This window comes from Rhodothermales bacterium (assembly GCA_034439735.1).
Taxonomy (GTDB): domain Bacteria; phylum Bacteroidota; class Rhodothermia; order Rhodothermales; family JAHQVL01; genus JAWKNW01.
Window position 1 is genome coordinate 1 of the sequence record JAWXAX010000222.1, and the last position, 13,186, is coordinate 13,186.

General features: G+C 63.0%; 10 protein-coding genes. 9 read left to right on the plus strand and 1 reads right to left on the minus strand.

Features of this window, described 5'->3' with window-relative positions; all coding sequences use genetic code 11:
- The 5 genes from SH809_16260 to SH809_16280 all read left to right on the plus strand — a co-directional run.
- A partial coding sequence (locus tag SH809_16260; GenBank protein ID MDZ4701266.1) for a prolyl oligopeptidase family serine peptidase occupies positions 1 to 1,547 on the plus strand: 1,547 nt, incomplete at its 5' end.
- On the plus strand, positions 1,534 to 1,914 hold the full coding sequence (locus tag SH809_16265) for a DoxX family protein (protein ID MDZ4701267.1): 381 nt from the start codon (positions 1,534 to 1,536) through the stop codon (positions 1,912 to 1,914). The genes SH809_16260 and SH809_16265, both read left to right, overlap by 14 nt.
- Positions 1,915 to 2,043: 129 nt before the next feature.
- Positions 2,044 to 3,687 carry a DUF885 family protein gene (locus SH809_16270; protein MDZ4701268.1) on the plus strand — a complete coding sequence of 548 codons (1,644 nt, stop codon included), beginning with the start codon at positions 2,044 to 2,046 and terminating at the stop codon, positions 3,685 to 3,687.
- A gap of 47 nt (positions 3,688 to 3,734) precedes the next feature.
- Positions 3,735 to 3,944: a hypothetical protein gene (locus tag SH809_16275; protein MDZ4701269.1), complete on the plus strand. Its 210-nt coding sequence runs from the start codon at positions 3,735 to 3,737 to the stop codon at positions 3,942 to 3,944.
- A gap of 7 nt (positions 3,945 to 3,951) precedes the next feature.
- Positions 3,952 to 5,061 (plus strand): carboxypeptidase-like regulatory domain-containing protein, encoded by a 1,110-nt coding sequence (locus tag SH809_16280; protein MDZ4701270.1) that lies wholly within the window; start codon positions 3,952 to 3,954, stop codon positions 5,059 to 5,061.
- A 55-nt stretch (positions 5,062 to 5,116) separates the two neighbouring features.
- On the opposite strand, the gene SH809_16285 is transcribed toward SH809_16280, so the two are convergent.
- On the minus strand, positions 5,117 to 7,600 hold the full coding sequence (locus tag SH809_16285) for a zinc-dependent metalloprotease (protein ID MDZ4701271.1): 2,484 nt from the start codon (positions 7,598 to 7,600) through the stop codon (positions 5,117 to 5,119).
- A gap of 144 nt (positions 7,601 to 7,744) precedes the next feature.
- On the opposite strand from SH809_16285, the gene SH809_16290 reads away from it, so the two are divergent.
- The 4 genes from SH809_16290 to SH809_16305 all read left to right on the plus strand — a co-directional run bounded on the left by SH809_16290 (position 7,745) and on the right by SH809_16305 (position 13,117).
- Positions 7,745 to 8,302, plus strand: a complete 558-nt coding sequence (locus SH809_16290; protein ID MDZ4701272.1) for a DNA-3-methyladenine glycosylase I — start codon at positions 7,745 to 7,747, stop codon at positions 8,300 to 8,302.
- Positions 8,303 to 8,420: 118 nt separating this feature from the next.
- The gene (locus SH809_16295; protein ID MDZ4701273.1) at positions 8,421 to 11,042 is read left to right on the plus strand and encodes a c-type cytochrome; all 2,622 of its coding nucleotides are present in this window, start codon (positions 8,421 to 8,423) and stop codon (positions 11,040 to 11,042) included.
- A 24-nt stretch (positions 11,043 to 11,066) separates the two neighbouring features.
- Positions 11,067 to 11,333: a hypothetical protein gene (locus SH809_16300; protein MDZ4701274.1), complete on the plus strand. Its 267-nt coding sequence runs from the start codon at positions 11,067 to 11,069 to the stop codon at positions 11,331 to 11,333.
- Between the two features lie 125 nt (positions 11,334 to 11,458).
- The gene (locus SH809_16305) at positions 11,459 to 13,117 is read left to right on the plus strand and encodes a M28 family peptidase (protein ID MDZ4701275.1); all 1,659 of its coding nucleotides are present in this window, start codon (positions 11,459 to 11,461) and stop codon (positions 13,115 to 13,117) included.
- Positions 13,118 to 13,186 lie beyond the last annotated feature (69 nt).

Below are 13,186 nucleotides of genomic sequence, written 5' to 3' on the forward strand. Positions count from 1 at the left end.
CGGATTCGCTCTACTCCTACACCATCCCCATCCAGTACCCCAAAGCCGGCACCACCAACTCGTCCGGCCGTGTCGGCGTCATCCCCGCCGCCGGCGGCGACATCGTGTGGTTCGAGCCTTCGGACGACCTCCGAAACAACTACATCGCCCGCATGGAGTGGGCCGCCAACTCCATCGAGATCGTCCTCCAGCACCTCAACCGTCGGCAAAACCGACTGGAGGTGATCCTGGGGAGCGCGCGGACCGGCGAAATGCGCACGGTGCTCGTCGAGGAGGACTCGGCCTGGGTGGACGTGCAGGGCCGGGATGATTTTCGCTGGCTCGCCGCCGGCCGGAAGTTCACCTGGGTGAGCGAACGGGACGGATGGCGGCGGGTGTACGCAGCCGACCGCGCCTCGGGCGACCTGCTCCCGATCACGCCGGCGGAAACCGACGTGTTGTCGATCGTTCATATCGACGAAAAGGGCGGCTGGTTGTACTACATGGCCTCGCCGGACAACGCCACCCAGCAATACCTCTACCGCGCGCTCCTCAACGGCAAAGGCAAGGTGACCCGGCTCACGCCGGCCACGCAGCCCGGTTTCCACACGTACAACATCGCCCCCGGCGCCCGCTGGGCATTCCACACGTATTCTACCCTCGCGACGCCGCCGGTAACCGAGCTGGTCACCCTCCCGAAGCATAAAACCATTCAGACGGTCGTCGACAACGCGGCCCTGAAGGAACGTCTCGCCGGCCTCGACCTCGGCGAGACCCGTTTCTTCCAGATCGATATCGGCGACGGGGTGGCGCTCGACGCCTACGAGATCCGCCCGCCCGATTTCGACCCGTCGATGAAGTATCCCGTCCTGTTCCATGTCTACGGCGAGCCGTGGTCGCAGACGGTGGTCGACCGCTGGGGAGGGCATCAATATCTGTGGCACCAGATGCTGGCTCAGCAGGGCTACATCGTGATGAGCGTGGACAACCGGGGCACGCCCGGGCCGCGCGGACGCGCCTGGCGGAAGATCGTATACGGTGCCATCGGCGTACTCGCCTCGGCCGATCAGGCCGCCGCCGCAAAAGCCGTGGCGGAGTGGCCGTATGTCGACTCGGAGCGCCTCGGCATCTGGGGCTGGAGCGGCGGCGGCTCGATGACGCTGAACGCCCTCTTCCGGTACCCCGGTCTGTATAACACCGGGATGTCCGTCGCGCCCGTCCCGGATCAGCGGTACTACGACACGATCTACCAGGAGCGCTACATGGGGCTGCCGTCCGAAAACGCCGAGGGCTACCGGGAGGGGTCGCCCATTACCTTTGCCGAGCATCTCGAAGATAACCTGCTGCTCATCCATGGCACCGGCGACGACAACGTGCACTATCAGGGTAGTGAGGCGCTGATCAACAAACTGGTGCAATACAACCGGTCGTTCAGCATGATGGCGTACCCGAATCGGTCCCACGGCATCTTCGAGGGCCCGGGCACGACACGGCATCTGTACGAACTCCTGACCCGGTACCTGAACCAGAACATGCCGGCGGGGCCGAAGGGAGATGCAGGATCATAAAGACATCGGTTCACGCGCCATCACCGACGCGATCTACCGGGTGGTGTCGATCTACCTCGGCATCGAGTTCTTTTTCTGGGGGATCTCTAATTTCTCGAATGATTTCGACTTTGACGGACGGTTTGGGTACCCGTCGTGGATCCAGATCCCGATTGGGATCGCCGAGACAGCGGCCGGCATCGGGTTGATGATTCCCCGCGCCAACCTCGCCTCGCTGATCGTGTTGATCGCGGTGATGGCCGGCGCTGTCTTCAGCCATCTGATGGCGGGGGACGGGGGGTATCCGGGGCCGGCGAAATACCTCGTCTATTTTCTGCTGATGCTGTATTATCGGCGGGATGCGATACCGAGGGGCTTCATGACGTGAGAGTCGCCTCGTGCTTCATGGTCTGAGAGACGCAATGTATTGCGTCTTTACGGGGCTTCGAGTCGCGCTCCCCTCCGCCTATTCACTCTGCGTCTTCGCGCCTCAGCGCGCTTATATCTCCCGTTACCCATGCGACTATTCACCCCCATCCTCCTACTCGCCGGCATCCTCGCCGGCTGCGGTCCGGCCGCCGAACCGGCGCCCCCACCCACCGCATCCACCTCGTACGACGACTTGCTCGCGCTGCACACGGACTGGCGCGCCTTCCAACCCCCGGTGATAGTGGACGGGGTGCCCGACTATTCCCTCGCTGCCATGGCCGAGCAGCACCGCGCCCTCGCCGGCTACCAGGCACGCCTCGCCACCATCGACCCGTCTGGCTGGCCCGTCAACCAGCAGGTGGATTACCACATCGTGCGCGCCGAGATGAACGGGCTGGATTTCGACCATCGCATGCTGCGGCCCTGGGAGAACAACCCGGCGTTTTATACGATGCTGTTTCCCTCGCCCACCGACGTGCCGGCGCGCGAAGGCCCTGTCGTCCACGGCGCCATCGAACTCTCTACATATACCTTTCCGCTCGCTCCGGCCGATGCCGAGGTGGTGGCCGGCCGCGTGCAGACCATCGCGCCACTCCTGGATCAGGCACGCGCCCATTTGACGGGCGATCAGCGTGACCTCTGGGTGGCCGGTATTCGCACCATGGCCGGCCAGGCAGGGGACCTGGATGCCCTCGCCGAACGAGCCGCCGGAACGCCACTGGAGGGTGATGCCCGCGCCGCCGCAGAGGCCACGCGTGCCTTCGTCACCTGGCTGGAAGCCGAGGCGTCGGCGAAGACCGGGGCGTCCGGGGTTGGGGTGGAAAACTACGACTGGTTCCTGAAGAACGTGATGCTGGTGCCGTACACCTGGGCGGACCAGGTGGCGATGATGAAGCGCGAACTCGCCCGCGCCCATGCCGCCCTGAAGCTGGAAGAACACCGTAATCACCTTCTTCCCGAACTCGAACCCATCGAAGACGCGGCAGATTACGACCGCAATCTGAACGCGGCCGTCACCGAGTACATGGCGTTTCTGGAAGAGCAGGATGTCGTCACCATCAAGCCCTACATGGACGCCGCGCTACGGGCCAGGATCGGAACGTACAGCCCGCCGGTGAATGGCCGGCGCGAGTTCTTCGGCGAAGCCAACTACCGCGATGGCGTCGTCATGCGGACACATGGCTATCACTGGTTCGATCTCGCGCGGATGGTCGAGGAGCCGCACGAGAGTCCGATTCGCCGGGAACCGCTGCTTTACAATATCTTCGTCAGCCGCGCCGAGGGGATGGCGACGGGGATGGAGGAGATGATGATGCACGCAGGCCTGTTCGACAGCCGGCCGCGCGCCCGCGAACTGATTTATGTCCTCCTCGCCCAGCGCGCCGCTCGCGCCCTCGGTGATCTGTACATGCACGCCAATACCTTCACGATGGACGAGGCCATCCAGTACGCCTCCGAGTGGACGCCTCGTGGATGGCTTCCGACCGACGGGCAAACGGTCTGGTTCGAGCAACACCTCTACCTGCAACAGCCCATGTACGGGACGAGTTACCTGGTCGGCAAAATCCAGATCGAGGAGCTCATCGCCCGGATGGCGCGTCAGCAGGGGGACTCGTTTACGCTGAAGGGGTTCATGGACGCCGTCAATGAAGCGGGGATGATCCCGATGGCTTTGATTGCCTGGGAACTGACGGGCGACGATGAAGCCGTTGCGGGGTTGGTGGCGCCGTGAGGGGGCCACGAGGGTGTCCTTGCCGACCGGATAATCAAGGTGATGCCATGAAACTCAAGCCCTATTTTGAAGTCGGCCATCCGGTTCGTATGGCCATCGGTGGCGCCAGCACGGTGTTTTTTCTCTTCCTGGCGATGCTCCGACCGGAGATAAAATATCTGGCATTCCCCGTGGTTGTGATCGGCTTTGTCGGGTTACTGCGAGACTTGCAAAAGCGCGGGCAAATCGAGGCAAAAAATAGGCAGATCGAGAATTAACGAGCTCTTGCGTCCTTCTCTCATCCAAAACCTCCTCCTGATCGCCATGCTGGCCGCTAGCGCCGGCGTCGCCCGGGCGCAGCTCACGGGCCGTGTCGTCGACTCGGCCGGCGGGGCTCCGCTCGAGGACGTACACGTCTTCTTGGCCAACTCGGCCTACGGCGGTATCACGGGGCCGGAAGGCGCATTCACCCTGGCGGATATCCCGCCGGGAGCCTACCAACTCGTGGTGTCCATCCTCGGGTTTGTCCCCGAGACGCGTACGATCACCATCGAAGCTGGAGTCCCGCAGGAGGTATCCATTCGTCTTTCGAAGGCGATTTACACGGTCGGCGAGGTATCGGTGACGGCGGAGCGGGGTCGCCGGCGCACGCGCGATCTCGAGCGGTTCTACGCCCTGTTTCTGGGCCAGACGCCCAATCGGAATGGCTGTGAAATCCTGAATCCCGAGGTGATCGACATCGAAGACGCGGACGGCACGTTCACCGTATCCGCCGTCGCGCCGCTAACGATCGAAAATCGAGCGCTGGGGTACCGCCTGACCTACGTCCTCCGCGAGTTTAGCGCCCGAGTCAACGAACACCGTTATCTCGGTGAACCCTTTTTTGAGGACTTGACGCCGAACAACGACCGGGAGGAGCGCCGGTGGGAGAAAAACCGGCGCGAGACGTACTTCGGATCGATGGCGCATTTCCTGCGCGCCGCGGCCGGCGGGACGGCGGAAGCGGAAGGATTCCGGACGTTTTTGTTTGATCGTCCCTCCTGGCTGATGACGTATCTGGATTTTCGGAAAGCCACCCGCGAGGAGCGGGCGGAGGTCGATGTCGACTCGCTCATCCTTCCGGGGCGAGCTTCCTACGAACGGGTGCTGCGGTTGCCGGCGTACCTGCATGTCGTCTATCTGAATGAAACCATGCACGCGGCCTTCTACCAGGGTCGCAAGTTATACACCGGCATGCCCGAACCTCAGCTTTCAGTTCTGGAGCCGCTGCTGGACTATGTGCCGTTCAACGAGCAGGGCTTTCTGCAAGAGTCCTTCAGCGTAGCCCGGTACGGCTACTGGAGCTGGAAAAGCAGCGTTTGCGATATGCTGCCTCTGGGCTGGAAGCCCCTGTAGAACGCACGGGCTGCCGACGTTCAACAGGGGGCCTTGTAGCGGTGTCGCCGTTGTCTCATTCGGGATCGAGCATCTCCGTGATCCGCGCCTGCAGATCCTGCAGGTGGAGCCGGCGCATCGTATCGCCTCGGCGGTTGAGCGCCCGGTCTACTTCCGCCATCAGCGTCTCCAGTTCACCGCGGACATAGGCGCGAATATCCGACTGGCTGACATCGATATTAGTGAACCCGAAGGCGGCAGTTGACGCCGTGGTCGGCGGCGCCTCCTCGGTCATCAGGAACTCGAGGCGTTCCAGATAGCCGCGTTGCAGGTTACGACGGAAGGCGTCGATCGAGCCGGTCGTGCTCAGTTCGGAGAAAATGCCCGTGCGGAGGTCGGCGAAGAGTTCGGCCGGCGTGTACGTCCCGTCGCCCATCATCACCTCGGCCTCCATCATGCGCGCGAGCCGCTGTGGGTCGAGCAGGGTGTTGATGGCGCCTACCTGGTAGCGGCGGAGCCGGTCCATCGCGCCGACGCCTTCAATGCGCCGCAGCACGCTCTCGTCCAGCATCCACGACGGCGTCGCGAACACCTCGCGACCGAGCCATTCCATGGATTCGCGCTGGCGCGGCTCGGGCACCATCTCGTAGATCATCCCGTCCTGATCGTACGTCTTGAAGTCTTCGTGCCACCCGCCGACATTGGCCGCCACGTGGCCGACGTAGCGATTCCACTGGCCGGCGAGCTGGCCGTAGAGTTCATTCAGGTCTTCGTAATCCTTGGCCTCTTCTTGGGTCCATGATACCAGGTTTTCGAGAATGATCTTCAGGTTTGCGATACCGTAGTCGCTGGCCTTGACGGCATCGTCGCCCAGGTCCTCGTTCTGCGAGCGCGGGTCGATGCGCGGCCCTTGCCGGCCATAGAAGTACATCGGATCGCCGGCCCGCTCAACCACCCACTGGTTCAGGATGGGGCGCTCGGCGTCGGCCGAGGCCGCCTGGGGAAGGGGGGAGTACCCCCATTTAATCGCCCACTTGTCATACACCCCTATGTCCGGCATGAGGCTCGTGACCCCGTCGCCGGGTTGCGCGACGTAGTTGAACCTGGCGTAGTCCATAATCGATGGCGCGGTGCCCATGGCGTCGGTAAACGCCTTCGACCGGAGCGAGTCGACCGGGTACGCCGCGCTCGACCCCCAGTTATGCGGCAGGCCGATCGTGTGGCCTACCTCGTGGGCGGATACGAACCGGATGAGCCGGCCCATGACCTCGTCACGGAACCGGACGCTCCGCGCGTCCGGGTTGATGGCGGCTGTCTGGATGAAGTACCAGTTGCGCAGCAGGTTCATGACGTTGTGGTACCAGCCGATGTCGCTCTCCAGGATCTCGCCCGTGCGTGGGTCGTGGACGTGTGGGCCATAGGCGTTTTCGATCGGCGAGGAGAAGTAGCGGATGACCGAGTAGCGGACGTCCTCCGGGCTGAACTCCGGGTCCTCCTCCGGTGTCGGCGGGTCCTTCGCCATGATGGCGTTTTTGAAGCCGGCGGCCTCGAAGGCGCGGTTCCAGTCGTCCACGCCCTGCTTCAGATACGGCCGCCACTTGGCCGGCGTGGCGGGGTCGATGTAGTAGACGATGGGCTTGATGGGCTCCACGAGTTCACCGCGGGCATGGGCGGCAGGGTCCTTTGGCTCCAGACGCCAGCGCGTGATGAAGCACCGTTGTTCGGCCCGCTGTGCGTCGCGGCCGTAGTCGGTGAGGCGGACGCTGAAGAAGCCCACTCGTTTATCGCAGAGGCGCGGTTGCATCGGGTCCGCCGGCAGCAGGATCATCGACTGGTTCATCTCCAACGAGATCGAACTCGACGACCCGTTGGACGGCGGCTCGGCGGCGTCGTACGTGAGGACGTGGCGGACTTCCACGTTTTCGGGGTAGCTCCTCGCCGAATTGATGAAGGAGCGCGTCTTGTCGAGCCGGCGGACTTTGTACGTTTCGCGGCGCGATTTCTGGAGGCCGAGCACCGGCACATCGTCCGTATACAACGCGCTCACATCGATCACCACCGAGGAGGAGTCCGTGCCGAGCGCCTTGATGTCAAACGACTGGATGATGGCCTCGAAGTTCGAGTTGCGGACGGCCTGGTAGATGGGCTCGTTTTCGTCCGCCACGTTTTCGTAACTCACGATGCGGAGCAGCACCTTGTCTTCCATCCGTTCCCACCGGATCACCTGGTTGTTGGCCTGCTCGCCGCCGTAGCCAATCTCGTCGGCCGTCCGTGCGATCCGCGTCACGAGCAACAGCTCCCGCCCGAGCATCTCGTTCGGGATTTCGAAGAGCAGCGTCTGTCCTTCGCGGTGAACGGTGAACAGCCCCGGGTCGGACGTCATTTTCTCGGTGACGACTTCCTTGTAGGGCTTGATGGTGCTTTTGCTTTCGTCGGCCTTTTTGGCGGCTGAAGGACTTGACGGTGGTGTTGCCGGCTGCCCTCCGTGCGTGCTGGCGCAACCGCTCGTAAGCGCCACGCCGAGGACTGCCATCAGGGCCAGGTGCCTGAACGTAAACATGATGGTTATGCTGGCTAGTAGTATAGGATGCAGGTAAACTGGCGCTAATCTACGAAACCGTAGCCGGATGAAAAGGGCAAGTGCGCACTTCCCACCGTAACTTCGTTTTATCCTCTTTCCTTCATCCACTTCTCTTCCTCGATCATGACCCGTTGCGCCTGGGTAACCGACGATCCGATCTATCTTGCCTACCATGACCAGCAGTGGGGCGTACCCGTGTACGACGAACGCCATTTGTTTGAGATGTTGTTGCTGGAAGGCGCGCAGGCCGGGCTCAGCTGGATCACGGTGCTCAAACGCCGCGAGGGCTACCGCGCCGCGTACGACGGCTTCGACCCGGAGGTCATCGCCGGCTGGGACGATACTCGGATTGCCGTGTTGCTGGAGGATCCCCGCATCATCCGAAACCGGCTCAAGGTGGAGGGCGCTCGGAAAAACGCGCGCGCCTACCTGGAGGTCGTCCGGGAAGTCGGCAGTTTCTCGACATTTCTCTGGCAATTTGTCGACGGGAAGCCTGTCCGAAACCAGTGGAAAACGATCCGCGAAGCGCCGACATCCACCCCCGCGTCCGACGCCATGAGCAAGGCGCTCAAGAAACGCGGCTTCACCTTCGTCGGCTCGACCATCTGTTATGCCTTCATGCAGGCCGTGGGTATGGTGGACGACCACACGACGGACTGTTTTCGCTTTCGAACGCCCTGATCCTTACCAGACGTTGCGAGCGAACGATAAAAACCGTTAGATTGCCTGCCAGCAACCCACTCCGGCTATAGATTCTGCCCTCCGCTACGGCTTTCTCACGCTTTTTCTGCCCACCGTCATGTCACGCTCTCCCCTCTATCTTTTCCTGGCGTTTGCCCTGCTCGGCGCCTCCTGCTCCGGCCTCGATGCCTCCAAGTCGGCCAAGGAAACTCCACCTACCATTCAGTTACCCGCCGGCTTCTCGTACGACCATCTCTACTCGCCTTCCGACAACGAACAAGGCACCTGGGTGTCGCTGACGTTCGACGACAAGGGCCGGCTCATCGCCTCGGACCAGCACGGCGGTCTCTACCGGATCACGATGCCGCCGATCGGCGCGCCGGGGGAGACCGTCGTCGAGCCTATCGCCCTCGAAATTGGTAAAGCACACGGTCTTCTCTGGGCGTTTAATAGCCTCTATGTAGTCGTCAATACCGAAGAGGGCCTCGGCGGTTACAACAGCGGCTTGTACCGGGTGTTCGACACCGACAACGACGACACGCTGGACAAGATCGAGACGCTCCATACCTTCGAGGGCGCCGGCGAACACGGGCCACACTCCCTCGTTGTCGCGCCCGATGGCGAGACACTGTACCTGCTCGCCGGCAACCACACCGATGTGCCGGCCTTCGAGAACTCGCTACTCCCGGCCGTCTGGGAGGAAGATCAGCTGGTCCCGCGTATCGTCGACCCCCGCGGCCACGCCATCGACCGCATGGCGCCCGGCGGATGGGTCGCCCGGATGGACGAAAACGGCAAGGGCCTCGAGATCGTCAGCGCCGGCTTCCGCAACGCGTTCGACCTCGCGTTTAACCAGGACGACGAGTTGTTTGTATTTGATGCGGATATGGAGTGGGACCTCGGTATGCCCTGGTACCGCCCCATCCGCCTCAACCATGCGACCAGCGGCAGCGAATTCGGGTGGCGGACGGGTTCGGGCAAGTGGCCGGCGTATTACCCGGACAACCTGCCGGCCGTGGTCGACATCGGCCAGGGATCCCCGACTTCGGTCCTGATGGGCACCCCTCTCAAATTCCCCCAGCGGTATCAGCGCGGCATTTTTCTGTTTGATTGGAGCTTCGGTACCATCTACTGGGTCGATCTCATCGCGGACGGCAGCACGTATCGCGGCGAATTCGAGGAGTTCCTCTCCGGCGTTCCGCTCCCCGTCACCGACGGCGTGGCCGGCCCCGACGGGGCGTTTTACTTCGCCTCCGGGGGGCGCAATCTGGAGTCGCACCTGTATCGGGTGTATTACACGGGCGCCGAGTCGACCGATCCTGTCACCTTCAAGCAGCCGAGCCGGGAGCGCGATACTCGGAAGATGCTGGAAGCTTTCCACGGCCGGCGCGACGCCGAGGCCGTATCCACGGCCTGGTTTTACCTCAGCCACCCGGACCGCTTCATCCGCTACGCCGCCCGCGTCGCGATCGAACACCAGCCCGTGGATACCTGGAAAAACCGCGTGATGATCGACCCGGACCCCATTCGCCGGATCAACAGCGTGATCGCTCTGGCACACCAGGGCGATGCTTCGATGCGTGATGGCGCCATCGATGCGCTCTGGCGGGTCGATTACTCCGCGCTCACAGAAGCCCAGCAGCTCGATCTCATCCGCGCCTACGGGCTCGTGTTCATCCGTCTCGGCGCGCCGGAAGGGGTCTGGCGCCAGCGGGTGGTAGATCAGCTGGCGCCGGCGTATCCGGCCGACACCGAGTCCCTCAACCGCGAACTCAGCCGGATGCTGGCCTACCTGGGGGCGCCAGGCGTCAACGAGGCCACCCTCACCCTGCTTGAGTCCGCACGGGGTGGCCAGGGTGAAGTCCCCATCCTCTCGGAAGCGCTCACCGCGCGCAGCGAGCAGTATGGCAAGGCCATCGTCGAGATGCGCACAGCCATGCCCTCGGCCCAGGAAATCGCCTACGCGTACAACCTCAGCCACAGCAAGGAGACCTGGAGCGAGACCCAGCTGCGTCGCTATTTTCAATGGTTCTTTGAGGCGCTTCAGAAAAACGGCGGCGCCAGCTACCGGCCGTTCCTGGAGAATGTCCGCGCCAATGCCATCGAAAATCTTCCCGAGAGCCAGTTGGAGGCCATCGCCGACCTCGTGGGCGAAATGAGCGGCCAGCAGGGGATCGACTTCGCGGCGCTGCCCCAGCCGGTCGGGCCCGGCAAAAACTGGAACCGTGGGGAGGTCAGCCGGCTCCTGCAAGAGCGCATCGATGAGGGGAAGGAAGTACGCGATATCGCCAACGGGCAACGCATGTTCGAGGCGAGCCTCTGCGGTGCGTGCCACACGATCCAGGGCCAGGGCGGAAATATCGGGCCGGAGCTCTCGGGGGTGGGGAACCGCTTCTCGCGGAACGACCTCGTCACCGCCATCACGCTCCCCAGCGAGGCCGTTTCGGATCAGTATGCCTCAAGCGTGTTCACCCGAAAGGATGGTTCCCAGGTGATGGGTCGGGCCGTGAAGCGGGAAGGCGGCGTGGTCGCCGTCAACGTGAACCCGTTTGATCCAACAACCGTTATCACCCTCCAGGAGAGCGACATCGCCGGCGAAGAAATCTCGAAAATATCGCCCATGCCGGCGCGCCTCATCGACCGATTGAACGAAGAGGAGATGCTCGATCTGATGGTCTACCTCCTGGCCGGCGGCAATGCCGAGCACGAACTCTATCACCCGGAGAACGCGTCCGAGTAAGCGGGCGCCAGGACAACGTATCGCATGATCGAACTGCATCGGGCCGCCGGCTCACATGCCGGCCAGGAACTGGAAGAAACGCTGCGCGATCTGTGCGTTGCCCACCGGGTAGTGACGCTTCCGGAGGCGGGGGATGAGACCCCGCCTCCCTTTCTCCAGGAAGGTGACCGTCGTTACGCCGGCGTCGATATCCTGCCGTTCCTCGACCAGCTCCGCGCCGAGCTGACCGCCAACCGGATCATTTCCGGCGACGCCTGCTATATCGACCCACGAAACGGCAAGGTGTGTTGACCAATGACACCAGGAAGATGTTAAAAATTATACCGGATACCCGATGGCGCCTTCGGTATCGCCGGAGGTGCTATCTTACCGCGTTATTATTATCGATTCTTTCCTTGGACCATCGACGAATCCTCATGAACGTATTTTTCCTATCACGCCGTGTGGTGCTGGTACTTTGCCTCGCCGCGATCACCCCGGCCGCTTTCGCCCAGTCGGAGCCCGAGCCTGTAGATGTCGCCGTGGTCGAGCAAATCAAAAAAGAGGGACTGGAGAATAGCCACGTCATGGAGTATCTGGGCTGGATGACCGACGTGTACGGTCCCCGGCTCACCGGGTCCCCAATGCTGGACAAGGCCAGCGACTGGGCGATCGAGGAGATGACGGGCCTGGGCCTGTCGAACGTCCACCGCGACGACTGGGGGCCGTTCGGCAAAGGCTGGTCGCTCGAGTCGTTTTACATCGCCGCCGAGACGCCCCACGGGGATTTTCCGGTGATCGCGTATCCGAAAGCCTGGTCGCCCGGAACGACCGGCCGCGTCGCCGGCGAGGTCGTGCGCATCGAGGCTGAATCCGTCGAAGACCTGGAGAAATACCGCGGCCAGTTGGTGGACAAGATCGTACTCCTGCAGCCCATCCGGGACATCGAAGAGCCGTTTGAGCCGTTGGCGCGCCGGCACGACGACTCGAATCTGCTTCGCATGGCCACAGCTGTCCCGCAGACCGGCGGCGGCCAGGGAGGAGGCCAGGGAGGAGGACAGGGCGGAGGACAGGGCGGCGCCATGCAGTTCCAACGCCAGGTGACCAATTTCGTGCTTCAGGAGATGCCTCTGGCCGTGTTGGACCGTGGCGCGAAGGGTGATTATGGTACCCTCTTCGTGTCGGGCGCCAGCATCCCAACCGATCCGGCTGCCGGCTTCGGCGCTGGGCCCCGCGTCCAGGACCTGGATGCGCCGGCTACCCCGCCCCAGCTCACCATGGCCGTCGAACACTACAATCGGATCGCGCGGCTGCTCGATAAGGACATCCCGGTGACGATTGCACTCGACCTCCAGGTGGCGTTTACTACGGACGATCCGATGGAGTACAACGTCATCGGCGAGATCGCCGGCACGGATCCTGACATTGGCGACGAGATCGTCATGCTCGGCGCCCACTTCGACTCGTGGCACGCCGGCACCGGCGCGACGGACAACGCTTCGGGCTCCTCGGTGATGATGGAGGCCATGCGCATTCTCAAATCCGTGTACGACGCCAGAGGCGAAGGCCCGCGCCGGACCATCCGGATTGCGCTCTGGACGGGTGAAGAACAGGGGCTCCTCGGTTCTCGCGCCTATGTGAATGAACACTTCGCCGAGTCGCCAGGACGCGGCCAGCCGCCTACAAAGCTCTTCCCGGCGCACGAGAAGTTCTCGGGGTACTTCAACATGGACAACGGCACCGGCAAACTGCGCGGCGTCTACCTGCAGGGCAACGAGGGCGTGGCGCCGATCTTCCGGGCCTGGCTCACGCCCTTCCATGACATGGGCGCCGCCACGTTGACGCTGAATAACACCGGCGGCACGGACCATCTGGCATTCGACGCCGTCGGCCTCCCGGGCTTCCAGTTCATCCAGGAACCGATCGCCTACAGTTCGCGGACGCACCACTCCAACATGGATAATTACGACCATGTAATCCCGGACGACCTCAAGCAGGCGGCCACGATCATCGCGACGTTTGTGTACCACACGGCGCAACGCGACGAACAGCTGCCGCGGAAGCCCATGCCGGCGCCGGCGCCTCCCGGGCCTTGATTTTTGCCGATTGGCGCCTCTTTTTTAATGGCACAGCGCCGTACGGGCGGGTCTCAGACCCGCCCCTGC

Bases quoted from the DNA above. Each gene is read 5' to 3' on its own strand.
- SH809_16265 (MDZ4701267.1), top strand. From the start codon at position 1,534: ATGCAGGATCATAAAGACATCGGTTCACGCGCCATCACCGACGCGATC.
- SH809_16270 (MDZ4701268.1), top strand. From the start codon at position 2,044: ATGCGACTATTCACCCCCATCCTCCTACTCGCCGGCATCCTCGCCGGC.
- SH809_16275 (MDZ4701269.1), top strand. From the start codon at position 3,735: ATGAAACTCAAGCCCTATTTTGAAGTCGGCCATCCGGTTCGTATGGCC.
- SH809_16285 (MDZ4701271.1), bottom strand. From the start codon at position 7,600: ATGTTTACGTTCAGGCACCTGGCCCTGATGGCAGTCCTCGGCGTGGCG.
- SH809_16290 (MDZ4701272.1), top strand. From the start codon at position 7,745: ATGACCCGTTGCGCCTGGGTAACCGACGATCCGATCTATCTTGCCTAC.
- SH809_16295 (MDZ4701273.1), top strand. From the start codon at position 8,421: ATGTCACGCTCTCCCCTCTATCTTTTCCTGGCGTTTGCCCTGCTCGGC.
- SH809_16300 (MDZ4701274.1), top strand. From the start codon at position 11,067: ATGATCGAACTGCATCGGGCCGCCGGCTCACATGCCGGCCAGGAACTG.
- SH809_16305 (MDZ4701275.1), top strand. From the start codon at position 11,459: ATGAACGTATTTTTCCTATCACGCCGTGTGGTGCTGGTACTTTGCCTC.